Origin of the sequence: Caballeronia sp. BCC1704 (assembly GCF_902833455.1) — a bacterium.
Lineage (GTDB): Bacteria > Pseudomonadota > Gammaproteobacteria > Burkholderiales > Burkholderiaceae > Caballeronia.
The window spans coordinates 1,556,657-1,582,226 of the sequence record NZ_CADFFT010000001.1 but is presented as its reverse complement, the minus strand read 5'-3'; the positions used below and the strand labels follow the sequence as shown (position 1 = coordinate 1,582,226).

Here is a 25,570-nt window from a genome sequence, read left to right as displayed (position 1 = left end):
CGATATCGCTGTTTGAAGTGAATGACGGAGGATGAACGGCAGACAAGCCGCAGCGCGGCCGGTCGCGGATGAAGATCTCATGCGCGCCGGACGCCGCCTGCCGCGGCGCGAGCGGACACCATCATACCATCGCGCGTGTCGATTTCTTTTCGGGTTCGGCCTCGCCGGGCGGCCGTTGCGATGGCTCGCGGCCCTGCCTGTGCGCCCATGCCGAGAGCACGCACGCAGCCACGATGCACGCGCCGCCCGCCCATTCGCGCGGCCCCGGCACTTCGCCCGCGATGAGCCACGACGACAGCGCCGTCACCACGAGTTCGAACAGCATGATGATGGACGCGCGATTGGCCGGCACCCGCGCGAGCCCGATCTGCACGATCACGTTGTTGACCGCGAGCACCACGCCGAGCGCGATCACGATGAACGCGACCGTGCCCATCTGCGATGCGGCGGGCGGCGCGGGCATCGGCTCGAACAACGTGGCGACCGACGCCACGATCGCCGCGCCGCCGAAGATCACGGCCGTGCGCATCTCCGGCTTCATGTCCGGCATGACACGCGTAATCTTCACGACGAGCACGTTGCTCATCGCGAAGCCCATGCCGCCCATGAGCCCGGCCCATTCGGCAAGATTCGCGGGCAGCGGCACGCCGAGTTCGGGCGACCAGAGCATCGTGACCGCGCCCGCGAGCGACAAGAGCGACAGCGCCGCATCGGCGCGCGTTAAGCGGTCGCGCAAGATGAAATGCGCGAAAACGGCGGTCCACGCGGGCGTCAGATAGAACAGCAGCAGCACGCGCATGACCTGTCCGTGGATCGCGCCCCAGACGAAGCCCACGCTCGTCACGCCCGCCGCCACGCCGAGGCACGCGAGCAGCCAGTGCCACGACACCGTGCGGATCGCGCGGCGCTTGAGCAGCAGCACGAAGAGACATGCGGCGCCGCTCGTCGTCGCGCTGGCGGCGGTGCCGGTGAGTCCCATCGATGCGAGCAGGCGCATCGGATACCAGACGAAGCCCCACACGGAAGCGCCGATCATGATGGCGAGCGTGGGCAGCGCGTCGTGCAGGCGGCGCGTCATTGCGGCGCTCCTCTGCGCGTAGGTTTCGATACGGTTTTGCTACGTGTCATGCGTCTGTCGTCCTTGCCGCCGCGCGCCGTGAAGCGCAAACGCGCGCGGTATAATCGCCCGTTCTCTGATGTCTTTCTCATGCCGCTACATAGACCGCTGCGGCCACATGGCGCATTGCCGCCGCCCGACGTTCATCGCTCAATTGACCCGCCGTGAATCCACTTCTCCAGAAACTCCAGCCGTATCCCTTCGAAAAGCTGCGCGCGCTGTTCAAGGGCATCGAGCCGCGCGCCGGATTCACGCCGATCAGCTTCGGCATCGGCGAGCCGAAGCATGCGACGCCCGCGCTGATCCGCGACGCCGTGATCGACGCGCTCGGCGGCCTCGCCGCCTACCCGGCGACGCTTGGCAGCGAGCCGCTGCGCGAAGCCATCGCCAAATGGGTGAAGGCGCGCTACGGACTCGCTTCGATCGACGCGGCCACTGAAGTGCTGCCCGTTTCCGGCTCGCGCGAAGCCTTGTTCGCGCTCGCGCAGACGGTGATCGACAGCCGCAGCACCCAGGAGCTCGCGGGCGCGAAACCGCCGATCGTACTCTGCCCGAACCCGTTCTACCAAATCTACGAAGGCGCGGCGCTGCTCGCGGGCGCGGAACCGTACTTCGTCAATAGCGATCCCGCGCGCAACTTCGCGTGCGATTACTCGGCCGTGCCAGACGACATCTGGGCGCGCACGCAACTGCTCTACGTCTGCTCGCCCGGCAACCCGACGGGCGCGGTGCTCACGCTCGACAACTGGCGCGAACTCTTCGCGCTCTCGGACAAGCACGGCTTCGTGATCGCCTCCGACGAATGCTATTCCGAGATCTACTTCGACGAAGGGCAGCCGCCGCTCGGCGGTCTGGAAGCCGCGCGTCTGCTGGGCCGCGGCTTCGAGCGCCTCGTGATGCTGTCCAGCCTCTCCAAGCGATCGAACGTGCCGGGCATGCGCTCGGGCTTCGTCGCCGGCGACGCTGCCGTGCTCAAGAGCTTCCTCTTGTATCGCACGTATCACGGCGCGGCGCTCTCGACCGTGTTCCAGCGCGCGAGCATTGCCGCGTGGCAGGACGAAGCGCACGTGCGCGAGAACCGCGCGCTCTACGCGAGCAAGTTCCGCACGGTCACGCCGATGCTCGCCGAGGTGCTGGACGTGCGTCTGCCCGACGCCGCGTTCTATCTCTGGGCGAACGTTTCGCGCACCGGACTCACGGATACCGAGTTCGCCGCGCGCCTGTACGCCGACTATAATGTGACGGTTCTGCCGGGCTCCTATCTCGCTCGTCCCGCGCATGGCACGAATCCCGGCGAAGGGTTCGTGCGTATCGCGCTCGTTGCCGGGACCGAGGAATGTATCGAAGGCGCCCGCCGCATCGTCGAATTCTGCCGCACGCTGAACACCTGAACGGTCCTGAACGCGTTGCCGGTTCCTCTCTCCATCCTTGAAATCACTATGTCGGAACAACTTCAGAGCATCATCGACAACGCCTGGGAAAACCGCGCCGAGCTGTCGGCGAAAGCCGCGCCCGCGGAAGTGCGCGAAGCCGTCTCGCACGCCATCGAGCAACTGGACCGCGGCGCCTTGCGCGTCGCCGAGAAGCGCGACGGCGACTGGGTCGTGAACCAGTGGCTGAAGAAGGCCGTGCTGCTGTCGTTCCGCCTCGAAGACAACGTGCCGATGCCCGCCGGCGGCTACAGCCAGTTCTACGACAAGGTGCCCTCGAAGTTCGCCAACTACACCGCCGAAGACTTCGCAGCGGGCGGCTTTCGCGTGGTGCCGCCGGCCATTGCGCGCCGCGGCTCGTACATCGCGAAGAACGTGGTGCTGATGCCGTCGTACACCAACATCGGCGCTTACGTCGACGAGGGCACGATGGTCGATACTTGGGCCACCGTCGGCTCATGCGCGCAGATCGGCAAGAACGTGCACCTGTCGGGCGGCGTGGGCATCGGCGGCGTGCTGGAGCCGTTGCAGGCGAACCCGGTCATCATCGAGGACAACTGCTTCATCGGCGCACGCTCGGAAGTGGTGGAAGGCGTGATCGTCGAGGAAAACTCGGTCATTTCGATGGGCGTCTACCTCGGCCAGAGCACGAAGATTTATGACCGCGAAACCGGTCAGGTGAGCTACGGCCGCATTCCGGCGGGCTCGGTCGTCGTGGCGGGCAATCTGCCCTCGAAGGACGGCTCGCACAGCCTCTACTGCGCGGTGATCGTGAAGAAGGTCGATGCGAAGACTCGCGCGAAGGTCGGCCTCAACGAACTGCTCCGAGGCGACTGATCGTGGCGCGCGGCCCCAATGCCATGACGGTCGTGTACGGCATTCCGAACTGCGACACGGTGAAGAAGGCGCGCGTGTGGCTGGAAGAGCACGGCGTGCCGTTCGAGTTCCACGACTTCAAGAAGGCCGGCGTGAACGAGAAGCTGCTTCAGGACTGGCTGAAGGACGTGCCGCTGGAACAGCTCATCAACAAGCGCGGCACGACGTGGCGCGGTCTTTCTGACGTGCACAAGGCGGAAGCCGACACGACTTCCGGCGCGATCGCGCTGATGATCCACAAGCCGTCGATCATCAAGCGGCCGGTCGTCGTCGTGAACGGCCGCGTGAAGACGCTCGGCTTCTCGGCCGAGCAGTACGAGACGCTCTTCGCGTGATTGACGTGCGATGGCTCTGAACATCACGCCGTCGCATCACGCTGAACCGCCTGCCGGCCCCGCGCCGGCATTTTTTTACGCTGTCGAAAGAAATGCAGGCTGAAACCATGTCCGGCACCTTGTCCTTAACCGAAGCCCTGATCGAGCGCGCGTCCGTCACGCCCGACGACCGCCATTGCCAGGCGCTGATGATCGAGCGTCTGTCCGCCGTCGGCTTCGAATGCGAAACCATCGAGTCGGGCGGCGTCACGAATCTGTGGGCCGTGAAGCGCGGCACGGACGGCGCGTCGGGCAAGCTGCTCGCGTTCGCCGGACATACCGACGTCGTGCCGACCGGCCCGCTCGATCAATGGACTTCGCCGCCCTTCACGCCGACGCATCGCGACGGCAAGCTCTACGGGCGCGGCGCGGCCGACATGAAAACGTCGCTCGCGGCATTCGTCGTGTCGAGCGAAGAGTTCGTTGCGAAGTATCCGGCGCATCGCGGCTCCGTCGCCTTGCTCATCACGAGCGACGAGGAAGGCCCCGCCACCGACGGCACCGTGAAGGTCGTCGAAGCCTTGAAGGCGCGCGGCGAGCGGCTCGATTACTGCATCGTCGGCGAGCCGACCTCGAACGAAACACTCGGCGACATGGTCAAGAACGGGCGGCGCGGCTCCATGTCCGGCAAGCTCGTCGTGAAGGGCGTGCAGGGGCATATTGCGTATCCGCATCTCGCGCGCAATCCGATTCACCTGCTCGCGCCCGCGCTCGCCGAACTCGTCTCGCAACGCTGGGACGACGGCAACGAGTATTTCCCGCCGACGACCTGGCAAGTGTCCAACCTGCGCTCGGGCACCGGCGCGACGAACGTCATTCCGGGCCACGCCGAGTTGATGTTCAACTTCCGCTTCTCGACGGCGAGCACGGTCGAGGGCCTGCAAAGTCGCGTCCACGCGATCCTCGACAAACACGCGCTCGACTACGATCTCACCTGGACGGTGAGCGGCCTGCCGTTCCTGACGCCGCGCGGCGCGCTCTCCAACGCGCTCGAAAAAGCCATCCACGATGAAACCGGCGTGCGGCCGGAGCTGTCCACCACGGGCGGCACGTCCGATGGCCGCTTTATCGCGCGCATCTGCGAGCAGGTCGTCGAGTTCGGGCCGCCGAACGGCAGCATCCACAAGATCGACGAACATGTCGACGTGCGCTTCATCGAGCCGCTGAAAAACGTGTACCGGCGCGTGCTCGAAGAACTGATCGCGTAAATCTTCACCCGTAAAAAAACAAGGAGCCTTCGATGGCGCTACCCTTCACCACCGTCCGCGACCTGCTGCGCTTCGGCGTCTCGCGCTTCACGGAAGCCGGCCTCTCGTTCGGTCACGGCTCGACCAACGCCTATGACGAAGCCGCGTATCTGATTCTGCATACGCTGCACTTGCCGCTCGACACGCTCGAACCGTTTCTGGACGCCCGCCTGCTCGACACCGAAATCGATGCCGTCATGCAGGTGATCGAGCGCCGTGCCAAGGAACGCGTGCCGGCCGCGTACATCACGCAGGAAGCGTGGATGCACGGCCATCGTTTCTATGTCGACGAGCGCGTGATCGTGCCGCGCTCGTTCATCGGCGAGTTGTTGCAGGACGGGCTGCAACCGTACGTGCCCGATCCGGACCACGTCACGCGCGTGCTCGAACTCTGCACCGGCTCCGGGTGCCTGGCGATTCTCGCGGCGCAAGCGTTCGAAAACGCGGATATCGATGCGGTGGACATCTCCGCCGATGCCCTCGCGGTCGCGCGCCGCAATGTCGACGACTACGGGTTGCAGGACCGCATCGCGCTGCACGAAGGCGACCTGTACGCGCCGCTTTCGCCTGCCCGCTACGAGGTCATCATCACGAACCCGCCGTACGTGAACGCGACCGCGATGAAGGCGCTGCCCGAGGAATACCGTCACGAGCCCGAACTCGCCCTCGCGGGCGGCGCGGACGGCATGGACGTCGTGCGGCGCATCGTGCGCGATGCGGGCAAGTGGCTGACCGAAGACGGCGTGCTCGTCGTCGAGATCGGCAACGAGCGGGCGAACGTCGAGGCCGCGCTCGGCGGGCTCGATCTCGTCTGGCTCTCGACCAGCGCCGGCGATGACAACGTGTTCCTGATTCAGGCGGCGGACCTTCCCGCCTGAGCGGCATTCGCCGCGCAGGTCAGGTTCGGTAAGCAGGTTCGGTAAGCGGGTTCGGTAAGATAAGGCATCGCCGCCGCGGCTCGCGGCGGTGTTCGTCGTCTGGCTTCGCGCCGATTGGCGCGCATCGAGCTCCGAACCGAACGCATCTATGCAAGCAGCAGACTGGCTTCACGTCGGCACGCTCGTGATGGCCGCGCATGTGCTCGGCGTGATCGCGGCCGTCCACGCCATCATAAATACGCGCACCTCGCAAGGCGCGGTCGCGTGGGCGGTGTCGCTCGTCGCGATGCCTTACCTCACGCTCATCCCGTATCTCTTTCTCGGGCGCAGCAAGTTCGCGGGTTACATCGACGAGCGACGGCTCGAAATCGAGATCCTGCGCAACCGCAGAAAGCCGACCGAGTGGGATTCGACCGACCGCAGCGACTCCGCTTCGGCAGGCACGGCGCTCGTCGACGCCTCCGGTGCGCGCGGCGAACTCGACACCGGCCCCGCGCGATACCTCGGCAACCCGACCATCCGCACGTTGCAACGGCTCTCCGGCATGCCGTTTCTGCGCGGCAACGCCGTACGCGTGCTGGTCAATGGCGACGCGACGTTTTCCGCGATCCTCGAGGCCATCGAAGCAGCCGAACAGTATGTCGTCGTGCAATTCTTCATCGTGCGCGCCGACGCGCTCGGCGAGATGCTGAAGGACGCGCTCATCGCGAAAGCGAAAGCCGGCGTGCGCGTCTATTTCCTCTACGACAGCATCGGCAGCTTCGACCTGCCGCATCGCTACGTGCATGCGCTGCGCGCGGGCGGCGTCGAAGCGCATCCGTTCGCGACCAAGCGCAAGTTCGTGCACCGCTTTCAAATCAACTTCCGTAATCATCGGAAGATCGTGGTCGTCGACGGCAAGCGCGCATTCGTCGGCGGGCACAACGTGGGCGTCGAGTATCTCGGCGGCAATCCGCGGCTTTCGCCGTGGCGCGATACGCATGTGGAAGTGCGCGGGCCGGCGATCGCCAGCATCCAGTTTGTCTTCACCGAGGACTGGTATTGGGCGACGCAGCGCCTGCCCGAGCTCGGCCCCGCGTCGCATACGGACGAGAACATGCATTGCATGGTGCTCTCGAGCGGCCCGGCCGACAAACAGGAGACCTGCTCGCTCTTCTTCGTCGAGGCGATCAACGCGGCGCGAGAGCGGATCTGGATCACGTCGCCGTATCTGATTCCCGATGAAGCCGTGTTCTCGGCGCTGCGACTCGCCGTGATGCGCGGCGTGGACGTGCGCATTCTCATTCCGAGCCGGCGCGATCATCGCGTGGTGTTCGCCGCGTCGAGGCTGTACGCATACGATCTCGTGCAGGCGGGCGTGCGCATCTTCCGCTACAAGCCGGGGTTTTTGCACCAGAAGGTCGTGCTCGTCGACGACATCGCCGCGTCGGTTGGCAGCGCCAATCTCGACAATCGCTCGTTCCGCCTGAACTTCGAGATCACGGTGCTGACCGTCGATCACGACTTCGCCCGCGAAGTGGAGAGCATGTTGCTCGTGGACTTCGCGCATGCGTATGAGATCGACGGCAACGACTATCGCGGCGCCGCGTTCTGGCGGCGCATGGCGATGCACGTCGCGCGGCTCTTCTCCCCGATTCTATGAGCGCGTCAGAGCAGCTTTTCGATGTCGTCCGCGATGGACTCGGGCTTCGTGATCGGCGCGTAGCGTTTCACGATGTTCCCGTTGCGGTCGATCAGGAACTTCGTGAAGTTCCATTTGATCGCCTCCAGCCCGAGCACACCCGGCTCTTTCTCCGTCAGATACTTGAAGAGCGGATGCGCGTTCGGCCCGTTGACGTCGATCTTCGCGAACATCGGAAACGTGACGCCATAGTTCGACTCGCAGAAGCTGCTAATCTGCGCCGCGTCGCCCGGCTCCTGCTTGCCGAACTGGTTGCACGGAAAGCCGAGCACCTCGAAGCCGCGCCCTGCGTACAGCGTGTACAACTCCTGTAGGCCCCTGTACTGCGGCGTGAAACCGCATTCGCTCGCGGTGTTCACGATCAGCAGCACCTTGCCGCGGTACGTGTCGAGGCTGACGGTCGTGCCGTCGAGCCGCTCTGCCGTGAAGCCGTAGATGCTGTCGGTGGTCGAATTCATGCCGTGCTCCGCGCTTTGAAGTGGTGAAAGTCAGGCGATCCTACTCCCCTGCGCGCTCGCCCGCCATTAGCCGAACGGACGACCCCTTGCGGCATACGCGCCCGGTCTAAAATAGCGGTTTCCTCCAGTCCGCGCTCTGCCGCCGCCCTCCGACGTGATCCGCTTCAACCAGTTCAGCCTGTCCCGCGGCACCAAGCCGCTCTTCGAAGAGACCAGCTTCACGCTCAATCCGGGCGAGAAAGCCGGTCTCGTCGGCGCGAACGGCGCGGGCAAATCCACGCTCTTTTCCGTGCTGCGCGGCGAGTTGCACGCGGACGGCGGCGATTTCTCGATGCCGCCGTCGTGGCGCATCGCGCATGTCGCGCAGGAAACGCCCGCCGTGGATCGCACCGCGCTCGACTACACGCTCGACGGCGACACGCAGTTGCGCGCAATCGAAGCGCGCATCGCGGCGGCCTCCGCGGCGCACGACGGCGCAGCGGAAGCCGAAGCCCACGCCGCTTTCGCCGATGCCGACGGCTACACCGCGCCCGCCCGCGCGGAAACGCTGCTGCTCGGGCTCGGCTTCACGCTCGAACAGACGCGCGAGCCGGTGGCGAGCTTCTCGGGCGGCTGGCGCATGCGGCTGAACCTCGCGCAAGCGCTGATGTGTCCGTCCGACCTGCTGCTGCTCGACGAACCGACCAACCACTTGGACCTGGACGCCATCGTCTGGCTCGAAGACTGGCTCGGCCGTTATCCGGGCACGCTCGTCGTGATCTCGCACGATCGCGAGTTTCTCGATGCGGTCTGCAACGTCACGCTGCATCTGGAGAACCGCCAGGTGAAGCGTTACGGCGGCAACTACAGCCAGTTCGAAGTGCTGCGCGCGCAACAGCTCGCGTTGCAGCAAAGCGCCTACGAGAAGCAGCAGAAGACGGTGCAGCATCTGCAGAGCTTCATCAACCGCTTCAAGGCGAAGGCCACCAAGGCGAAGCAGGCGCAAAGCCGCGTCAAGGCGCTCGAAAAGATGGAGTTGATCGCGCCGGCGCACGCGAGCTCGCCGTTCACGTTCGAGTTCCGCACGCCGGATGCCGCGCCTAATCCGATGATGGTGATGGAAGACGTGCGCTGCGGTTATCGCACCGAGGACGGCGCCGAGATTCCGATTGTCGAAGGCGTCACGCTGTCGATTCAGAACGGGCAGCGCATCGGTCTGCTCGGCGCGAACGGTCAGGGCAAGTCCACGCTCATCAAGACGCTCGCCGGCACGCTCGACGCCCTCTCGGGTCACGTGCGGCAAGGCAAGGGCTTGCAGATCGGCTATTTCGCGCAGCATCAACTGGAAACGCTGCGCCCGGACGACTCCGCGCTCGCCCATCTCGCGCGCCTCGCGCCCGACACGCGCGAGCAAGAACTGCGCGACTTTCTCGGCAGCTTCAACTTCTCGGGCGACATGGCCACCGCGAAAATCGCGCCGTTCTCCGGCGGCGAAAAGGCCCGGCTCGCGCTCGCGCTCATCATCTGGCAGAAGCCCAATCTGCTGCTGCTCGACGAACCGACCAACCACCTCGACCTAGAAACGCGTCACGCGCTGACCATGGCGCTCGCGCAGTTCGAAGGCACGCTCATTCTCGTGTCGCACGACCGGCATCTGCTGCGCGCCACCACGGACACGTTCATGCTGGTGGCGAAGCACCGGCTGAGTCCGTTCGACGGCGATCTCGACGATTATCGCGACTGGCTTCTGCAACATGCCGCCGACACGCGGGCGGCGGCGAAAGAAGCGAACGGCGGCGCGTCGGCTTCCGGCAATGCGCCGGACAGCGCGGCGAATCGCAAGGAGCAGCGCAGGCAGGAGGCGCAAGAGCGGCAAAAGCTGTCGCATCTGCGCAAGCCGCTGCAATCGCGCATCGCGAAGATCGAGAAAGAAATGGACGCGCTGAATGCGGAAAAAGCGACGCTCGATGCGTTCGTCGCCGATCCCGCGAGCTACGACGCCGCGCTGAAGGCGAAGCTCACCGACACGATTCGCCGTCAGGGCGAAGTCAACGTGCGGCTCGAGACGCTCGAACTGGAGTGGCTCGACGCGCACGAGGAACTCGAACAGCTGAGCTCGTAATTCTTCACGGAGACCGACGACTTGACGACCTCCTCCGCTCTCGCCGGTCTTCGCGTGCTGGATCTGACGCGGCTTCTGCCCGGACCGGTCGCCACGCTGCGCCTCGCCGAACTCGGCGCGGACGTGTTGAAGATCGAGCCACCGGGCGAAGGCGACTACGCCCGCTCGATGCTGCAAAGCGACGCCGACCGCGAGAGCGGCGCGCCGAGCGCGTTCTATCGGATCGTGAATCGCGGCAAGCGGTCGCTCGCGCTCGATCTGAAGACCGATGCCGGGCGAGCAAAGTTAATCGAACTGGCAAGGGATGCGGACGTGCTCGTCGAGAGCTTCCGGCCGACGGTGATGACGCGGCTCGGCGTCGGCTACGACGTGCTGCGGCAGGTCAACCCGAAGCTCGTCTACTGCGCGATCACGGGGTTCGGCAGCGAAGGCCCGTTCGCCGACAAGGCGGGGCACGATCTGAACTACATCGCGTATGCGGGCGTGCTGGATCAGCTTGCCGATGCAGACGGCGCGCCCATAGTGCCCAATTTCCAGCTTGCGGACCTGCTCGGCGGGGCGCTCGCGGCCGTGACGCAAATGCTTGCCGCGCTCTGGCACGTCGCGCGCGGCGGCGATGGCCGCTTTGTCGACGTTTCCATGACGCACGCCGTTCACGCCCACAACGTGATGGCGCACATCGCGCTCGCCAATGCCGACGAGCCCAGCACGCGCGCGGGAGCCGGCCTGCTCAACGGCGGCGTGCCTTGCTACAACGTGTATCGCACCGCGGACGACAAGTTCGTGGCCGTCGGCGCGCTCGAACTGAAGTTCTGGCAGACGCTATGCGGCGCGGTCGGCCACCCGGAATGGGCCGCGCGGCACTGGAGTCTCGGGCAGGCGATCGGCGGCGCGGATGCGAAAGAACTGACCGCGCGCCTCGCCGCGTGCATCCGCGAGCGCACGCGCGACGAATGGATGGCGCTCCTCGAACCGCTCGACTGCTGCGTCGCGCCGGTGCTCACGCCGGCGGAAGCGGCAGCGCATCCGCTCTTTCTCGGCCGATAAAACTAGCGTCGCGGCAAGGTCTGGCGCGGCTGACGCTCGTCGTCCACGAGCACGTGTTTGCGGCCCGTGACGTGACGGCGAATGGTCGCGACGACTTCGGCCTCCGTTACGTCCGCCGACACGACGCGCCGCGAGATCTGCCCTTCGCCGTCGATCCATTCGACGATCCGGCATCCGCTGCCGAACGGCTGTTGCAGAGGCGCCGAGACGCGGCAGCCGCGCAGGTGGAACGCTGGGGCGGGCCGGGCTGTTTTGACATGTTTCAAAGCGTGATCCTCTCGATCCATCCAGTCACTTCGGCGCGGCGGCGCGCGGTGGCTTCATCCGCCGGTCCTGGGTCCCAGAAGGATATGAAAACCGCGCCCGCGCCAGGTTACAGCGGCGCGCGTTTTTCTTACGGCCCGTTACCGAGGGTCCGATCCGTTCACTCGAGATCGCGCACGCGGTCGATGGCTTCTTCGATGCGATCGACCGCGATTACCTTCAGACCGTCCACCGCCTGCTTCGGCGCATTGGCCTTCGGAATCAGCGCGACGGAGAAGCCGAGCTTGGCCGCTTCCTTCAGGCGATCCTGCCCGCGCGGCGATGGCCGGATTTCGCCCGCCAGCCCTACTTCGCCGAACGTGATGAGGCCCTTCGGCAGCGGCTTGTTGCGCATCGACGAGTGAATCGCGAGCAGTACCGCGAGATCGGCGGCGGGTTCGGTGATCTTCACGCCGCCGACCGCGTTCAGGAACACGTCCTGATCGAAACACGCGATGCCCGCATGCCGATGCAGCACCGCGAGCAGCAGCGCGAGCCGGTTCTGCTCCAGCCCGACCGCGAGGCGGCGCGGATTGGGGACATGCGCCGTATCGACGAGCGCCTGCACTTCGACGAGCAGCGGCCGCGAACCTTCCTGCGTGACGAGCACACACGACCCCGCGACGCTCTGCTCATGCTGCGACAAGAAAAGCGCCGACGGATTCGCCACGCCGCGCAAGCCTTTCTCCGTCATCGCGAAGACGCCGAGCTCATTGACCGCGCCGAAGCGGTTCTTGAACGCGCGCACGAGCCGGAAGGACGAGTGCGTGTCGCCTTCGAAGTACAGCACCGTATCGACGATATGCTCCAGCACGCGCGGACCCGCGAGACTGCCTTCCTTGGTCACGTGCCCGACCATGATGATGGCCGTGCCCGTCTGCTTGGCGATGCGCGTCAGTTGCGCCGCGCATTCGCGGACCTGCGCGACGGAACCCGGCGCGGAGGTCAGCGCCTCGGAATAGACGGTTTGGATCGAATCGATGACGGCGACTTCCGGACGCTGCTCGTCGATGGCCGCCTGAATCTTTTCGAGCTGAATTTCGGCGAGCAGCGCGAGGTCCGCCGCCGCGCTCGCGGAGCCGCCGAGCAGCCCGAGCCGCTGCGCGCGCAACGCGATCTGCGCGCCGCTTTCCTCGCCGCTCACGTAGAGCGACGGCCGCTCGCGCGCGATTTCCGCGAGCGATTGCAACAGCAGCGTCGATTTGCCGATGCCCGGATCGCCGCCGATCAGCACCACGCCGCCCGGCACGAGACCGCCGCCGAGCACGCGGTCGAACTCGCCGACGCCAGTCGAAAAGCGCGGCACGTCCGCCGCTTCGATGTCGGCGAGCCGCTGCACCGGCGAGCTCTTCGCGAGCGCCTGGAAGCGATGCGCCGACGGCGCCTGCTCCACCGATTCCACGAGCGTGTTCCACGCCCCGCATGCCGCGCACTGTCCGGTCCACTTCGGCGCTTGTCCGCCGCACTCGCTACAGATGTAAAGCGTCTTTGCCTTCGCTGCTTTTGCCACGTATTGCCTTTAGATATTCATTGCCAACGCGCGAGTCGTGCCGTCCGCGGCGCGTTCATTCCGCGCGGACCGGTACGCGCTGCGCGATCGCGCACATCAGCTCGTAGCCGATGGTGCCGCACGCGCGGGCCACGTCGTCGATCGGCAGGTTCGCGCCCCACAATTCCACGCGCGATCCGATGCCCGCGTTCGGACACGGCGTCAGATCGACGGTGAGCATGTCCATCGAGACGCGGCCGACGAGCGCCGTCCGCACGCCATCGACGATCACCGGCGTGCCTTCGGGCGCGATGCGCGGGTAGCCGTCCGCGTAGCCGCACGCGACCACGCCGATACGCATCGGTCGGTTCGCCGTGTAGGTCGAGCCATAGCCGATGCTGTCGCCCGGCTGCACCGTCTGCACGGCGATCAGCTCGGAAGCGAGTGTCATCGCGGGTTTGAGGCCCGTATCGGCGATATCGGCCGTCACGCCCGACGGCGACGCGCCGTAGAGAATGATGCCCGGGCGCACCCAGTCGAAGTGCGCGTTCGGGTGCCACAGCACGGCCGCCGAGTTCGACAGGCTGCGCGCGCCCGCGATGCCTTCCGCGCCGCGCTCGAACGCCTCGAGCTGATGCGCGATGCCGCGTTCGCTGTCGGCGTCGGAAAAATGGGTCATGAGCGTGATCTGGCCGATGCCGTGGCAGGCGCGGGCCCGCTCCCACGCCGCGCGGAAGCGCTCCGGCGTGTAGCCGAGCCGGTTCATGCCGCTATTCATCTTCAACTGGATGTTGACCGGCTTCGAGAGCCGCGCCATTTCCAGCATGCGCAACTGCTCGTCGCAGTGAATGGCCGTGGTCAGGCTATAACGGTCGATCACGTCGATATCGGTCGGACGAAAGAAGCCTTCGAGCAACAAAATGGGGCCTGCCCAGCCGAGTTCGCGCAACTTCGCTGCTTCTTCGAGGTCGAGAAGACCGAAACCGTCCGTTGCGCGAAGTCCGGGGAACGCTCGCGCAAGACCGTGGCCATACGCATTGGCCTTCACGACGGCCCAGATTTTGGATTTCGGCGCGTACTTGCGCGCAATGGCAAGGTTGTTGGCGAGGGCGGCGGTGTGAATCGTTGCGGAAAGGGGGCGCGGCATGAGTTTTGGTCGGGAATGCGGTTCAAAAGGCGGTTCAGGCGGAAAGGCAAGCATACGCCAACGGGGCGAGCGGCCGGTTCGCCAATCGAGACACCTTGCGAATCAGTACTTTATGACGAAAGACACGTGCGAACGTACCGTCTCGCATGTAATCGAGATTACTGCTAGTCAGAATGCGCCTATTTTCGTGTTATAAAGCCGTGCGCACAACCCATTTCGAACGGCATAAGCCCGAACGCGCGACCGGTATCAGCGGCGGCGTCGGGGGCGGATTCCCGGCAGTGAGGAAAGCTTCGGATCAGATGAAAAAAGGTTTTTACACCATCATGGCCGCGCAGTTTTTCTCGTCGCTGGCCGATAACGCTCTACTGATCGCTGCCATTGCACTGCTGAAAGACCTTCACGCGCCGAACTGGATGACGCCGCTGCTCAAGCTGTTCTTCGTGCTCTCCTATGTGGTGCTCGCGGCGTTCGTCGGCGCTTTCGCGGACTCGCGGCCGAAGGGGCGCGTGATGTTCGTCACCAATTCCATCAAGGTGGTCGGCTGCATCACGATGCTGGCCGGCGCGCATCCGCTTCTGGCTTATGGCATCGTCGGCTTCGGCGCGGCGGCCTATTCGCCTGCGAAGTACGGCATTCTCACGGAACTGCTGCCGCCCGACCGGCTCGTCGCCGCGAACGGCTGGATCGAAGGCACGACGGTCGGCTCGATCATTCTCGGCACCGTCATGGGCGGCGCGCTCATCAGCCCGCATATCGCGAGTCACCTGCTGACGCTGCACATTCCGCGCATCCACACGCCGGCCGAAGCCGCGATGCTCGTCATCATGCTGATGTACGTGGTCGCCGCCGTCTTCAACCTGCGCATTCCCGATACCGGCGCGCGCTATCCGAAGCAGGAACATCGGCCCATCAAGCTCATCACCGATTTCGCCGACTGCTTTCTCACGCTCTGGCGCGACAAGCTCGGCCAGATTTCGCTCGCGGTCACGACGCTCTTCTGGGGCGCGGGCGCGACGCTGCAGTTCATCGTGCTCAAGTGGGCCGAAGTGTCGCTCGGCATGACGCTTTCGCAGGCAGCCATCTTGCAGGCGGTGATCGCAGTCGGCGTGGCGGCCGGCGCGGTGCTCGCGGCGGCGCGCGTGCCGCTCAAGCGTTCGCTGTCCGTGCTGCCGGTGGGCATTGCGATGGGGCTCGCCGTCATGCTGATGGCCTTCTACACGCGGCATCTCTTTCCCGCGCATTGGGGCGTCTATTTCGGCCGGATGCACTTCCCGGGCTATCTGCTGATCGCGTATCTCTTCCTGATGATCGTCGGCGGTCTGTCGGGCTTTTTCGTCGTGCCGATGAACGCGCTTTTGCAGCATCGCGGGCACGTGCTGCTGTCCGCCGGCCATTCGATCGCCGTGCAGAACTTCAACGAGAACCTGTCCGTGCTCATCATGCTGTGCCTGTACGCGGTGCTCGTCTGGCTCGACATGCCGATCCAGTTCGTGATCGTGATGTTCGGCTCGTTCGTGTGTCTGATGATGTACTTCGTCATGCGCCGTCATCAGGCGAACCAGCGCGCGTTCGATTCCGTCGCGCTGATCGGCGAAGCGCGGCACTGACGTTGCCTTCTTGGCTGTTGTTTGGGCCGCGGTCATCGGCCGATCGGGCTAATCTCTCCTCATCATGCTTGCTGCCGATCTTTTCTCGTTCGTCACGCGCGTGCGCGAGCGCGCGCCGCTCGTCCACTGCCTGACGAACCTCGTCGTCACGAACTTCACGGCCAACGTGCTGCTCGCCATCGGCGCGGCGCCGGCGATGGTCGTCGCGCGCGAGGAAGCCGCACAGTTCGCGCCGCTCGCGAATGCGCTTCTCGTCAACCTCGGCACCCTCGACGTGCCGCAAATGCGCGCGATGCGCGCCGCCGTCGATGCCGCCAACAGCGCGGGCACGCCCTGGGTGCTCGATCCGGTCGCAGTCGGCCCGCTCGCGTTCCGCACCGAATTCGCGCTCGAATTGCTCGACGCGAAACCGGCCGTGATTCGCGGGAACGCGTCGGAGATCATCAGCCTCTCGGGCGGCAAAGCGAGCGGACGCGGCGTCGACAGCACCGCCGCCACCGACGCCGCGCTCGACGCCGCGCAGATCCTCGCGCTCAACACGCAGGCCGTCGTCGCCGTCACCGGCGCGACCGACTACATCACCGACGGCCGCCGCGTGATCGCGCTCTCGAACGGCTCGCCGCTGATGACGCGCGTGACCGGCGTCGGCTGCGCGCTCTCGGCGACGGTCGCGGCGTTCGTCGGCGCGGCGCAATCGCGCGATGAACACTGGGCGGCGACGATCGCCGCGATCGCCTATTCGACCGTCGCCGGCGAGCTCGCCGCCCGCGAAGCCGCGCTGCCCGGCAGCTTCGCCGTCGCGTATCTGGACCGGCTGGCCTCGGTCGATTCGCAAGCATTCGACGCGACGCTCGTGCTACGCGAGGTGGCCGTATCGTGAACATGCGGCGCGCGTTCGATCTCTCGCTCTATCTCGTGCTCGACCCGGTGCAGTGCGGCGGCCACGATGCGGCCGTGTCGGTCGCCCGCGCGGCGCTGGACGGCGGCGTGACGCTGTTGCAACTGCGCGCGCCGGAGTGGCACAAGCGCGCGTGGCTCGCGTTGGCGCTCGACTTGTTGCCGTTGACGCGCGCGCGCGGCGTTCCGCTCGTCATCAACGATCACGCGGATGTCGCGCTCGCGGCCGGCGCGGACGGCGTTCACGTCGGCCAGCGGGATCTGCCCGCCGATGTCGCGCGGCGGCTGCTCGGGCCGGATGCGCTGATCGGCCTGTCGGTGTCGGATCTCGCGGAAGTCGCGGATGCGAACCGGCTGGAAGGCGTGATCGACTATGTCGGCGCGGGGCCCGTCTATGCGACGCCGACCAAGACCGACGCCTCCGCGCCCTGCGGCATCGACGGTCTCGCTGCGATGCGCGCGAGTTCGCGCTGGCCGACGGTGGCGATAGGCGGCATCCAGGCGCACAACGCGGCCGACGTCATGCGCGCGAAACCGGCGGGACTCGCAGTCGTTTCCGCGATCTGCAAGGCGGCCGACCCGCGCGATGCGTCGGCCGAACTGCGCGAGATGATCCGTCGCGCTTCATCCTGACTTTTCTCATGTCTTCGACCCAACCCATTCCCAACGTGCTCACCGTCGCCGGTTCCGATTCCGGCGGCGGCGCGGGCATTCAGGCCGATCTCAAGGCGTTCTCCGCGCTCGGCGCGTACGGCGCGAGCGTCATTACGGCGCTGACCGCTCAGAACACGCGCGGCGTCACGGCCGTCCACGCGCCGGAACCCGCGTTCGTCACCGCGCAACTCGATGCCGTGTTCGACGACATCCGCATCGACGCAGTGAAGATCGGGATGCTGGCGAACGCGGGCATCGTGCGCGCGGTCGCGGATGCGCTGAGGCGCCACCGCCCGGCGCATGTCGTGCTCGACACCGTGATGATCTCGAAGAGCAATCACGCGCTGCTCGCGCCCGAAGCGGTGGCCGCGCTGCGCGACGAACTGCTGCCGCTCGCTACGCTCGTCACGCCGAATCTGCCGGAAGCGGCGGCGTTGCTCGGCACGCAGCCCGCAGCAGACGAAGACGCGATGGTGCGTCAGGGCGAGGCGCTGCTTGCCTCGGGCGCGCGAGCCGTGCTGATGAAAGGCGGGCATCTGGCATCGGCGGACAGTCCGGACTGGCTGATCGAAACGACGGGCGCGCTGCGGCTTGCGGGCGCGCGCGTCGCGCTGAAGAACACGCACGGCACGGGCTGCACGCTGTCGGCGGCGATTGCCGCGCTGATCCCGCGGACCGGCGATCTCGCCAGCGCCACTGCGGAGGCGAAGCGGTATCTCAGCGGAGCCATCGAGGCGAGCGCGCGGCTGGACGTCGGGCACGGCGTCGGGCCGGTGCATCATTTTTATCGGTGGTGGTGATCGGGCGGCTGTAGGAAGCGGCGAGTGCTTCGCCGGACGACGTTGTTCGTCTGGAAAGATGAAGCCGCGCGATTCCTCCGGCGGGCGCCGCCGCCGAAGCGAAGCGTTATCTCACCGGCGCGATGGAGGCGAGCGCGCGACTGGACGTCGGGCACGGCGTCGGGCCGGTGCATCACTTTTATCCATGGTGGTGATCGGGTAGCCGTAGGAAGCGGCGAACGCTTCGCCCGACGAGGTTGTTCGCCCGGAAAGACGAATTCGCGCGATTCCTCCGGTGAGCGCCACCGCCAAAGCGAAGCGAGATCTCAGCGGCGCGATCGAGGCGAGCGCGCGGTCGAACCTCGAGCACGGCGTCGGGCCGGTGCATCACTTCTATCGATGGTGGTGATCGCGCAGCCGTAGGAAGCGGCGAATGCTTCGCCTGGAAACATGAAGCCGCGCGATGTCTCCGCTGAGCGCCACCGCCGAAGCGAAGTGGTATCTCAGCGGCGCGATCGAGGCGAGAGCGCGGCCGAACGTCGGCTACGGCGTCGGGCCGGTGCATCACTTCCATCGATGGTGGTGATCAAGCAGCCATAGCAAGCGGCGAACGCTTCGCCCGGAAAGATGAAGCGCGGGAGTCCTCCGGCGAAGCGCTTTCCAGCGGCGCAATCCAGGCGAGCGCGCGACTGGACGTCGGCCACGGCGTCGGGTCGGTGCATCACTTCTATCGATGGTGGTGATGGGGCAGCCGTACGAAGCGGCGAGCGCTTCGCCCGGAAAGATGAAGCCGCGCGATTGCTCCGGTGAGCGGCACCGCCAAAGCGAAGCGGTGTCTCAGCGGCGCGATCGAGGCGAGCGCGCGGCTAGGCGTCGGGCACGTCGTGGGGCCCGTGCATCACTTCTATCGATGGTGGTGATCGGGTAGCCGTAGCAAGCGGCGAACGCTCTGCCCGGAAAGAAGAAGCCGCAAGCGTCCTCCGGCGTGCGCCACCGCCGAAGCGAAGCGCCCAGCGAAATGTCGGTCACCGTCCGATAGTCACGCGGGCGCGGGAAGCTCCGAAGCCGCAAACGCCCTCGCCCGCTCGGGCCAGTCGTCCGGGACGATGAAGCCGCGCGATTCCTCCGCCCAGCCGGTCCCGCCGTCGCGCACGTAGGCAGCGACCATCGTCGGCGCGGCGATGGCGGCGAGACGCGTGTGAATGGCGGCGGCCTCGTCGATCAGCGAATCGGCATCCGGCGCGTTCAGGCGGCGCGGCGCGAGCCACGCAAGCCGCGGCTGCACGACCCATGCGCGATCTTCGCGCCCTTCGTGCGCTCCGTGCTCTCCATGCCGGTCGCGCCATTCCGTCGCCGTCAGCCACCAGCCGCGCACGTGCGCTTCGCCCACTTCCGGCGCGGGCGCGATGCCTTCATCGTGATAAAAGAGCCGCCCCTTGATGAACAACTGCGGGTGCCACGGCCCCTCCAGCCCAAGCGCGGCGAACTCCGCCCGCGACGTCAAGCCGAGTTGATGCGTCAAAAGCCGTGCGTGTTTCAGATCGAAGCGATCCTGGAGATTGGGCCCGACATAGTCCGACAAGCGCGCCGCGCGCTCGACGCCATCGCCGATGTGCAGATAGAACTTCACCGCCAGTTCCCAGTGCAGCCGCGCGCCGGCCGCCGTCTCCAACAGAAAATCGCACTCTCCGATAGTGCGGCGCTGACGCCGCAGCGGCACGTTCGCCGCGATCAGCCGCGCGGCCGGCCCGTGCGCCAAAAAGAATTCGAGCAGGCTTTCGGCGTAGATGCCGAGGCGCGTCGATTTGGGATTGCGCGAGCGCACGTGCAATGCCTCCGGCGCAGCGTCGAGTGAAGCGAGCCACGTGAGCGTGGCGTCGCGCGCATCGGCGGATCCGAACGGCTGCGCGAGCGGCGCGCCGGCCGCGCTTTCGCGCAGAAGGTCGGGGGAGAAAAGCAGCCACGCCAGATCGCGCACCGTCGCGTCCCCGAAGCGATCGACGAGGCGCGACAGGCCGGTCATCCGCGCGCGCCCTTCCCGGCTCCCGGCTCGACGCCGAGCGCGGTGAGCGCATCGGCGTGCGTCTTGCGGGCGAGGCACAGATCAGCCCAGGCCTTCGCCTTGTCGGGCAGGCTGCGCAACAAATACGCCGGGTGATAGGTGACGACGACCGGCACGCCGCGATACTCGTGCACGCGCCCGCGCAACGCCGCGATGCTCGCCTCGCTCTTGAGCAGGCTCTGCGCCGCAAAACGCCCGAGCGCGACGATGATCTTCGGCTTCACGAGTTCGACCTGACGCTGCAGATACGGCTCGCACTGCGCGACTTCGTCGAGTTCCGGATTGCGGTTGCCGGGCGGCCGGCATTTGATGACGTTCGCGATATAGACGTTCGATTCGCGCGAAAGGCCGAGCGCATGCAGCATGTTGTCGAGCAGCTTGCCCGCCTGTCCGACGAACGGCTCGCCCTGTTTGTCCTCGTTCTCGCCAGGCGCTTCGCCGATCAGCATCCAGTCGGCTTCGCGGTCGCCCACGCCGAACACCGCGTTCGTCCGGCGTTCGCAGAGGCGGCACAACTCGCAACCCGTGACGCGATCTTCGAGCGCCGTCCAGTCGAGCGTGCGGACGTCGTCGGGGACGGCGGGCGCGACGGGCGTTGCAGGCGATGGCGCGTCATCGGTCCACGGGAGGTCGTCGTAGGCGTCGAACGGTGGGTAATCCGAGGGTGGCGCGTCGAATTCGGACTGCGGCTCGGTGCGGGGTTTCGCGGATGCGGGTGCCGGCTCCCGGTCGGCGCGAGCGGGAGCCGGAGCGTCGAGGGGCGGTGTGGATGTTTGCGGGCGGCGCACGGCTTCCGCCGGCTCTGCGTGGGGTGCCGTGTGGAGCGTGTCAGCCGCCACCGCCCGCGACGCGTCGAGCGGTGGTGTCAGTGTGTGCGGGCGGCGCACCGCAGACGCCGGGGCGCCGTCCGGTGCCACCGTGTGAGAGCCGTCGAGCGGCGGCGTCGATGTTTGCGGGCGCCTTGTGCCGTCGGCCGGCGCTGAGTTCAACCGCGTGTCCGCAGCATCCGGCGCCGCGCCATGAGAGCCGTCGAGCGGCGGCATCGGCGTTTGCAAGCTGCTCGCGCCGGCTGCCGGCTCCACGTGCGGAGTCGCATTCGCTGCATGCGGGGACACCGCGCGCGACGCCCCGAGCGGCGTCGCTGCCGGCGGAGCACTTGCGGCACGAGCCGTCGCCTCCACCGCGTCCGCACCCGACCCACCCGTCTTCCGCCTCACCCAAACGAACCCGATGCCGAGTTCCTCGACCAGCGTTTCATCGAGCGCCATGCGCACTCTCCTTGAACGACAGACGCATGACGATTGCGTCCTCGCGCGACCGATGCCGCGCGGGGTAATAATTCTTGCGACGCCCGATGGCCGTGAAGCCGAAGCGCTCGTAAAGCTGGATGGCGCGCGCATTCGACGGCCGCACTTCGAGCAGCATCCCTTCGAGCTTTTCGGCACGCGCGACGCGCACGGCTTCGCGCAGCAGCGTCAGCCCCGCGCCGGCGCGTTGGGCGGACGGCGCGACGCAGAGATTCAGCAGATGCATTTCATCGACCACAGGCATCAGCACGCAATAGCCGATGAGCGTGCCGGTCACGTGGCGCAGGCACACGCCGTAGTAGCCGTTGCGCAGCGAATCCTGGAAATTGCCGCGGCTCCACGGAAATTCGTAGGCGAGCTTCTCGACGGCGGCGACTTCGTCGAGGTCCGCTTCGGTCATCGGCGTGAGATACCGATCCGCGAGCAACACGCCGCTCACCGAAGCGCCTCCGCGCCGGCAGACTGCGCGCCGGCCTTCCCCGCAGCGGCGCGCGCTTCGGTGCGCTCGGCTGTCGTCTGCGCGACCTTGTTGCGCACGTAATCCGGCGCGGCGAGTTCCGGCGCGACCGCGCGTCCCGCCCTGAGCGCGCGCAGACCGAGCAGCGCGACCGGCAGCGCGTGCGGCAGCGCATCGCGGTCCACATGCGCGGCGGCGGCAAGCGCGGGCAGGCGATCGCCGAACGCCGCCGCCGCGTTGCCCGCGAGCGCGAACGGCACCGAGGGAAGCCACAACGCGTCGGGACGATCGAGCGACGCGGCGTGCAGTTCGCGCCAGTCGCCGGGCGCAGATTCGCCATTTGATTCGTACTGATATTCGGCCCAGTAGACCTCATCCATGCGCGCATCCAGCGCGACGAGCACCCGATCCGGCAACGACGCGTCGTTGAGACGGGCCGCTTCCGCGCAGGCGAGCAGCGTGCTCACCGGCACCACCGGCACGTTCAGACCGAACGCGAGCCCTTGCGCGACGCCGGTCGCCGTCCGCAGGCCGGTGAACGACCCCGGCCCCGCGCCGAAGGCAATGGCGTTGCAATCGGCGAGCGCGAGCCCTGCTTCGTCCAGCAGCTCGCGCACCGCCGGCAGAAGACGCGTGCTGGAGACCGCGCCCGTCGCTTCGTGGCGAAACCACACCGATGTGTCGCCGCTCGTGTAAGCGGGCGCGGCAACGGACGACGGCTTGGCCGCGGGATCGTCGAGCAGGAGCGCGACGGAGCAGAATTCCGTCGAAGTATCGAGAGCGAGCAGTGCGGTGCGTGTCATAGGCCGTATTGTAATGCGGGAGTGCGCCAGCTTTTGCGGCTCGCGTGACATGCGGCACGCGTTCACGGACTTTTCCGCGCGATGACGCGCCCCGCTCGCCGCGCGATGCCATTTGATTCGATTCGAACAAAGCCTCCAGAGCCAGCATGACTGCGCTTGCTAAGATCTTCGGCATCTCAAATTAAACAGGACGCCCGCATGACCGACATCGATCAGCAATTCGCCCGCGCGCAAGCCGAGGTCACCCAATTGCCGGAACGCCCCGGCAATCTCACGCTCCTGCGTCTCTACGCGCTGTACAAGCAGGCGAGCGTCGGCGACGTGCAAGGCGACGCGCCCGGCTTCACCGATATCGCCGGCAAGTACAAGCACGAAGCATGGGCCGCGCTGAAAGGCACGCCGGCCGATACCGCGAAGGAGCGCTACGTCGAACTGGTCGAGTCGCTCAAACGCGGCGAGGCAGGCTGACCGAGCGACATCTGCCGCGCGCCTTCGATGCCCTCCGATGGCGCGCGAATGCGTCAAACTGTGGCGCGGTGCAGCAATTTCCGATATACTTCTTGTCATGCAGCTTGATTGCGAGGCGCACGCCGCAAGGCAACGTGCCCCGTATCAAAATGCTTCGTAGCGTTTCGCTCCAATCCAGTTTAGAAACTGTCCCTTCCCTGCCAGGCCGTAGCGCATCGTTTGTGCGCTATTCATTTCGCGGCCCGTCATGCACCAGGCTGACGTCAGTGCTTAAGCGCCCTGACGTATCCGATACAGCTTCTAACAACGATGCTCGCCGTCTGTTTGCGCGAGTTGCCCCCGTTTTTCGATTTGCTCGCTGTTTCTTCGCTCGCTGAATCCAACGACCTGGGTATGCCGATTGGCGCCGACGCCTTATTTCCCGTTTCAAGGATCGACATGACTTCGAGCTTTACCCCCAGCCCGTTGGACAACATCGCAGCACAAACGCTTGGCATTTCCCCGGCCGCCGATACGGCCGCACCCGCAGCCTCGGCCGCTGCCTCAGCCGAAACGGCTCCCGCAGCACCCGCCGGCCCCACTTTCGAATCGCTCGGTCTTTCGGCCGATATCGTTTCCGCATTGACCGACGCCGGCTACCAGTCGCCGACGCCCGTGCAGCAGCGCGCGATTCCCGCCGCGCTCGCCGGCCGCGATTTGCTGGTTTCGAGCCCGACCGGCTCCGGCAAGACGGCGGCGTTCATGCTGCCGGCCATCGAAAAATTCGCGCAACTGGAAAAGCTCCAGGCGCAGCAGCCGCGTCAGCCGCGCGACCCGAACGCGCGTCCCGGCCGCCGTCCGCAGCCGATCGCGCGCCCGCAGTTGCTCGTGCTCACGCCGACGCGCGAACTCGCGATGCAAGTGTCCGCCGCCGCGACCACGTATGGCCGCCATCTGCGCCGCCTGCGCACCGTCAGCATCCTCGGTGGCGTCGCGTACGGCCAGCAACTGATGCTGCTCGCGAAGAACCCTGAAATCCTCGTCGCGACGCCGGGCCGGCTGATCGACCACCTGGAGCGCGGCCGCATCGACCTGTCGAACCTCAAGATGCTCGTGCTCGACGAAGCCGACCGCATGCTCGACATGGGCTTCATCGAAGACATCGAAACGATCGTCGCGGCCACGCCGGCCACGCGTCAGACGCTGCTGTTCTCGGCAACCATCGACGGCAAGATCGCGTCGCTGACCGGCCGCCTGTTGAACGACCCGGAGCGCATCGAGATCGTGCAGAAGCTCGAGGCGCGCAGCAACATCGCGCAAACCGTGCATTACGTCGACGACCGCGACCACAAGGATCGCCTGCTCGACCACCTGCTGCGCGATACCGAGCTGGATCAGGCCATCGTCTTCACGGCGACGAAGAGCGACGCCGATCTGATCGCGAATCGTCTGTCGGACGCGGGCTTCGAATCCGCCGCGCTGCACGGCGACCTGCCGCAAGGCGCGCGCAACCGCACCATCCGCGCGCTGCGCGAGCGCCGCGTGCGCGTGCTGGTGGCCACGGACGTCGCGGCGCGCGGCATCGATATTCCGGGCATCACGCACGTCTTCAACTACGACCTGCCGAAGTTCGCCGAAGACTACGTGCACCGCATCGGCCGCACGGGCCGCGCGGGACGCAGCGGCACGGCCGTGAGCCTCGTGCATCACGCCGAAATGGGCGCGCTCAAGCGCATCGAGCGCTTCGTGCACGCGCCGCTGCCGGTGAATGTCGTCGCGGGCTTCGAGCCGCGCAAGTCGCCGCCGAAGGGCGGCTTCGGCGGACGCGGCCGTCCGGGCAGCGGTAACGGCGGCCGGCGCTTCGGCAGCGGCAATGGCGGCGGACGCGGCTACGGCGCGGCCAACGCCAGCGGCTACGGCAACAAGTCGGGCGCCGGTTCGCGCGAAGGCGGCTACCGCGAAGGCGGTTATCGCGGCGGCAACGCCAGCAGCGGCGACCGTGACGGCGGCTATCGCGGCGGCAATCGCGAGGGCGGTTTCGGCCAGCGCGACGGCTACAGCGCGCGCCGCAACGACGGCCCGCGCGCACCGCGCCGCGGCAACTGATGTAAGCGCAGGGACGGCGCGATAACGTCGTCTTTCGCCAGCAGGACAAGAAAACCGATGCCTCGCGCATCGGTTTTTTTTCGCCCGTCTTTGGATTTCATAATGCGCAACGTTTTTTTGCGTCGCAAAAGCGTTGCTGCGCGGCACAACAAGCAGGATTGCAGCATGGGAAAGGACATTGCGCAATACGAAATGAACAACCTAATTGATTGATTCATAACGACATTTCAATCGACCGAAACTCCTTGCGACGGCTTTTTATCGACCACCGACCGGCCTACACTCTTATATAAGAGTTGA

23 protein-coding genes and 4 pseudogenes are annotated in these 25,570 nt (G+C 66.3%); 18 read left to right on the top strand and 9 right to left on the bottom strand.

The features are described 5' to 3' along the window. Positions 1–121: 121 nt before the first annotated feature. Positions 122–1,078, bottom strand: a complete 957-nt coding sequence (locus HWX53_RS07395; protein WP_175940124.1) for a DMT family transporter — start codon at positions 1,076–1,078, stop codon at positions 122–124. 203 nt (positions 1,079–1,281) lie between these two features. Between HWX53_RS07395 and dapC the strand changes: the two genes are divergently transcribed. The 6 genes from dapC (at position 1,282) to cls (ending at position 7,564) form a co-directional block, all read left to right on the top strand. Next, positions 1,282–2,508, top strand: a complete 1,227-nt coding sequence (dapC, locus tag HWX53_RS07390) for a succinyldiaminopimelate transaminase (RefSeq protein WP_175940123.1) — start codon at positions 1,282–1,284, stop codon at positions 2,506–2,508. A 48-nt stretch (positions 2,509–2,556) separates the two neighbouring features. Then, a complete protein-coding gene (gene dapD / locus HWX53_RS07385) occupies positions 2,557–3,384 on the top strand; it encodes a 2,3,4,5-tetrahydropyridine-2,6-dicarboxylate N-succinyltransferase (protein ID WP_175940122.1) in 828 nt (275 codons plus the stop codon). Between the two features lie 2 nt (positions 3,385–3,386). Further along, a complete protein-coding gene (locus tag HWX53_RS07380) occupies positions 3,387–3,758 on the top strand; it encodes an ArsC family reductase (RefSeq protein WP_175940121.1) in 372 nt (123 codons plus the stop codon). A 107-nt stretch (positions 3,759–3,865) separates the two neighbouring features. Next, the gene (dapE, locus tag HWX53_RS07375; RefSeq protein ID WP_175940120.1) at positions 3,866–5,005 is read left to right on the top strand and encodes a succinyl-diaminopimelate desuccinylase; all 1,140 of its coding nucleotides are present in this window, start codon (positions 3,866–3,868) and stop codon (positions 5,003–5,005) included. Positions 5,006–5,037: 32 nt separating this feature from the next. Next, positions 5,038–5,922 (top strand): 50S ribosomal protein L3 N(5)-glutamine methyltransferase, encoded by an 885-nt coding sequence (prmB, locus tag HWX53_RS07370; protein ID WP_175940119.1) that lies wholly within the window; start codon positions 5,038–5,040, stop codon positions 5,920–5,922. Between the two features lie 148 nt (positions 5,923–6,070). Then, positions 6,071–7,564: a cardiolipin synthase gene (cls, locus tag HWX53_RS07365; RefSeq protein ID WP_175940118.1), complete on the top strand. Its 1,494-nt coding sequence runs from the start codon at positions 6,071–6,073 to the stop codon at positions 7,562–7,564. Positions 7,565–7,569: 5 nt separating this feature from the next. Here the strand turns inward: cls and HWX53_RS07360 are convergent, their stop codons facing one another. After that, positions 7,570–8,061, bottom strand: coding sequence for a glutathione peroxidase (locus tag HWX53_RS07360; protein ID WP_175940117.1), 492 nt, complete (start codon positions 8,059–8,061; stop codon positions 7,570–7,572). Between the two features lie 154 nt (positions 8,062–8,215). Here HWX53_RS07360 and HWX53_RS07355 point away from each other — a divergent pair, with 154 nt between their 5' ends. Continuing rightward, entirely contained in the window at positions 8,216–10,162 is a 1,947-nt protein-coding gene (locus HWX53_RS07355; protein WP_175940116.1) for an ATP-binding cassette domain-containing protein, read from the top strand. Between the two features lie 21 nt (positions 10,163–10,183). Beyond that, the gene (locus HWX53_RS07350) at positions 10,184–11,209 is read left to right on the top strand and encodes a CaiB/BaiF CoA-transferase family protein (RefSeq protein ID WP_175940115.1); all 1,026 of its coding nucleotides are present in this window, start codon (positions 10,184–10,186) and stop codon (positions 11,207–11,209) included. 2 nt (positions 11,210–11,211) lie between these two features. Here the strand turns inward: HWX53_RS07350 and HWX53_RS07345 are convergent, their stop codons facing one another. The 3 genes from HWX53_RS07345 to alr all read right to left on the bottom strand — a co-directional run bounded on the left by HWX53_RS07345 (position 11,212) and on the right by alr (position 14,148). Continuing rightward, on the bottom strand, positions 11,212–11,475 hold the full coding sequence (locus tag HWX53_RS07345; RefSeq protein ID WP_241269851.1) for a DUF2866 domain-containing protein: 264 nt from the start codon (positions 11,473–11,475) through the stop codon (positions 11,212–11,214). Between the two features lie 158 nt (positions 11,476–11,633). Continuing rightward, a complete protein-coding gene (gene radA / locus HWX53_RS07340) occupies positions 11,634–13,022 on the bottom strand; it encodes a DNA repair protein RadA (RefSeq protein ID WP_175940113.1) in 1,389 nt (462 codons plus the stop codon). A gap of 55 nt (positions 13,023–13,077) precedes the next feature. Continuing rightward, entirely contained in the window at positions 13,078–14,148 is a 1,071-nt protein-coding gene (gene alr / locus HWX53_RS07335) for an alanine racemase (protein ID WP_175940112.1), read from the bottom strand. A 302-nt stretch (positions 14,149–14,450) separates the two neighbouring features. On the opposite strand from alr, the gene lplT reads away from it, so the two are divergent. From lplT to HWX53_RS07300, 8 genes and pseudogenes are all read left to right on the top strand, one after another. Further along, on the top strand, positions 14,451–15,758 hold the full coding sequence (gene lplT / locus HWX53_RS07330; RefSeq protein ID WP_175940111.1) for a lysophospholipid transporter LplT: 1,308 nt from the start codon (positions 14,451–14,453) through the stop codon (positions 15,756–15,758). A 64-nt stretch (positions 15,759–15,822) separates the two neighbouring features. After that, on the top strand, positions 15,823–16,638 hold the full coding sequence (thiM, locus tag HWX53_RS07325) for a hydroxyethylthiazole kinase (protein ID WP_175940110.1): 816 nt from the start codon (positions 15,823–15,825) through the stop codon (positions 16,636–16,638). 2 nt (positions 16,639–16,640) lie between these two features. Continuing rightward, positions 16,641–17,288, top strand: coding sequence for a thiamine phosphate synthase (gene thiE, locus HWX53_RS07320; protein WP_175940640.1), 648 nt, complete (start codon positions 16,641–16,643; stop codon positions 17,286–17,288). Between the two features lie 8 nt (positions 17,289–17,296). Next, a complete protein-coding gene (gene thiD / locus HWX53_RS07315; RefSeq protein WP_175940109.1) occupies positions 17,297–18,109 on the top strand; it encodes a bifunctional hydroxymethylpyrimidine kinase/phosphomethylpyrimidine kinase in 813 nt (270 codons plus the stop codon). Between the two features lie 80 nt (positions 18,110–18,189). Beyond that, a pseudogene (locus HWX53_RS07310) lies at positions 18,190–18,303 on the top strand (bifunctional hydroxymethylpyrimidine kinase/phosphomethylpyrimidine kinase); the annotation flags it as partial. Between the two features lie 86 nt (positions 18,304–18,389). Further along, positions 18,390–18,497: pseudogene (locus HWX53_RS27585) on the top strand (bifunctional hydroxymethylpyrimidine kinase/phosphomethylpyrimidine kinase); the annotation flags it as partial. 66 nt (positions 18,498–18,563) lie between these two features. Further along, positions 18,564–18,674, top strand: a pseudogene (locus HWX53_RS07305) (bifunctional hydroxymethylpyrimidine kinase/phosphomethylpyrimidine kinase); the annotation flags it as partial. Between the two features lie 232 nt (positions 18,675–18,906). Further along, positions 18,907–19,008 (top strand): annotated as a pseudogene (locus HWX53_RS07300) (bifunctional hydroxymethylpyrimidine kinase/phosphomethylpyrimidine kinase); the annotation flags it as partial. 119 nt (positions 19,009–19,127) lie between these two features. Here HWX53_RS07300 and HWX53_RS07295 read toward each other — a convergent pair. The 4 genes from HWX53_RS07295 to tsaB form a co-directional block, all read right to left on the bottom strand. Then, positions 19,128–20,111, bottom strand: a complete 984-nt coding sequence (locus HWX53_RS07295) for a DUF1853 family protein (RefSeq protein ID WP_175940108.1) — start codon at positions 20,109–20,111, stop codon at positions 19,128–19,130. Next, complete coding sequence (locus HWX53_RS07290) at positions 20,108–21,193, bottom strand: uracil-DNA glycosylase family protein (protein ID WP_347879153.1); 1,086 nt, start codon at positions 21,191–21,193, stop codon at positions 20,108–20,110. Before HWX53_RS07290 ends, HWX53_RS07295 begins: the two co-directional genes overlap by 4 nt. A gap of 211 nt (positions 21,194–21,404) precedes the next feature. Beyond that, positions 21,405–21,896 carry a ribosomal protein S18-alanine N-acetyltransferase gene (gene rimI / locus HWX53_RS07285; RefSeq protein ID WP_175940106.1) on the bottom strand — a complete coding sequence of 164 codons (492 nt, stop codon included), beginning with the start codon at positions 21,894–21,896 and terminating at the stop codon, positions 21,405–21,407. Next, a complete protein-coding gene (gene tsaB, locus HWX53_RS07280) occupies positions 21,893–22,717 on the bottom strand; it encodes a tRNA (adenosine(37)-N6)-threonylcarbamoyltransferase complex dimerization subunit type 1 TsaB (protein WP_175940105.1) in 825 nt (274 codons plus the stop codon). Before tsaB ends, rimI begins: the two co-directional genes overlap by 4 nt. Before the next feature lie 198 nt (positions 22,718–22,915). Here tsaB and HWX53_RS07275 point away from each other — a divergent pair, with 198 nt between their 5' ends. Continuing rightward, complete coding sequence (locus HWX53_RS07275) at positions 22,916–23,185, top strand: acyl-CoA-binding protein (RefSeq protein ID WP_175940104.1); 270 nt, start codon at positions 22,916–22,918, stop codon at positions 23,183–23,185. A 438-nt stretch (positions 23,186–23,623) separates the two neighbouring features. Beyond that, positions 23,624–25,270 carry a DEAD/DEAH box helicase gene (locus tag HWX53_RS07270; protein ID WP_175940103.1) on the top strand — a complete coding sequence of 549 codons (1,647 nt, stop codon included), beginning with the start codon at positions 23,624–23,626 and terminating at the stop codon, positions 25,268–25,270. Positions 25,271–25,570: the final 300 nt, after the last annotated feature.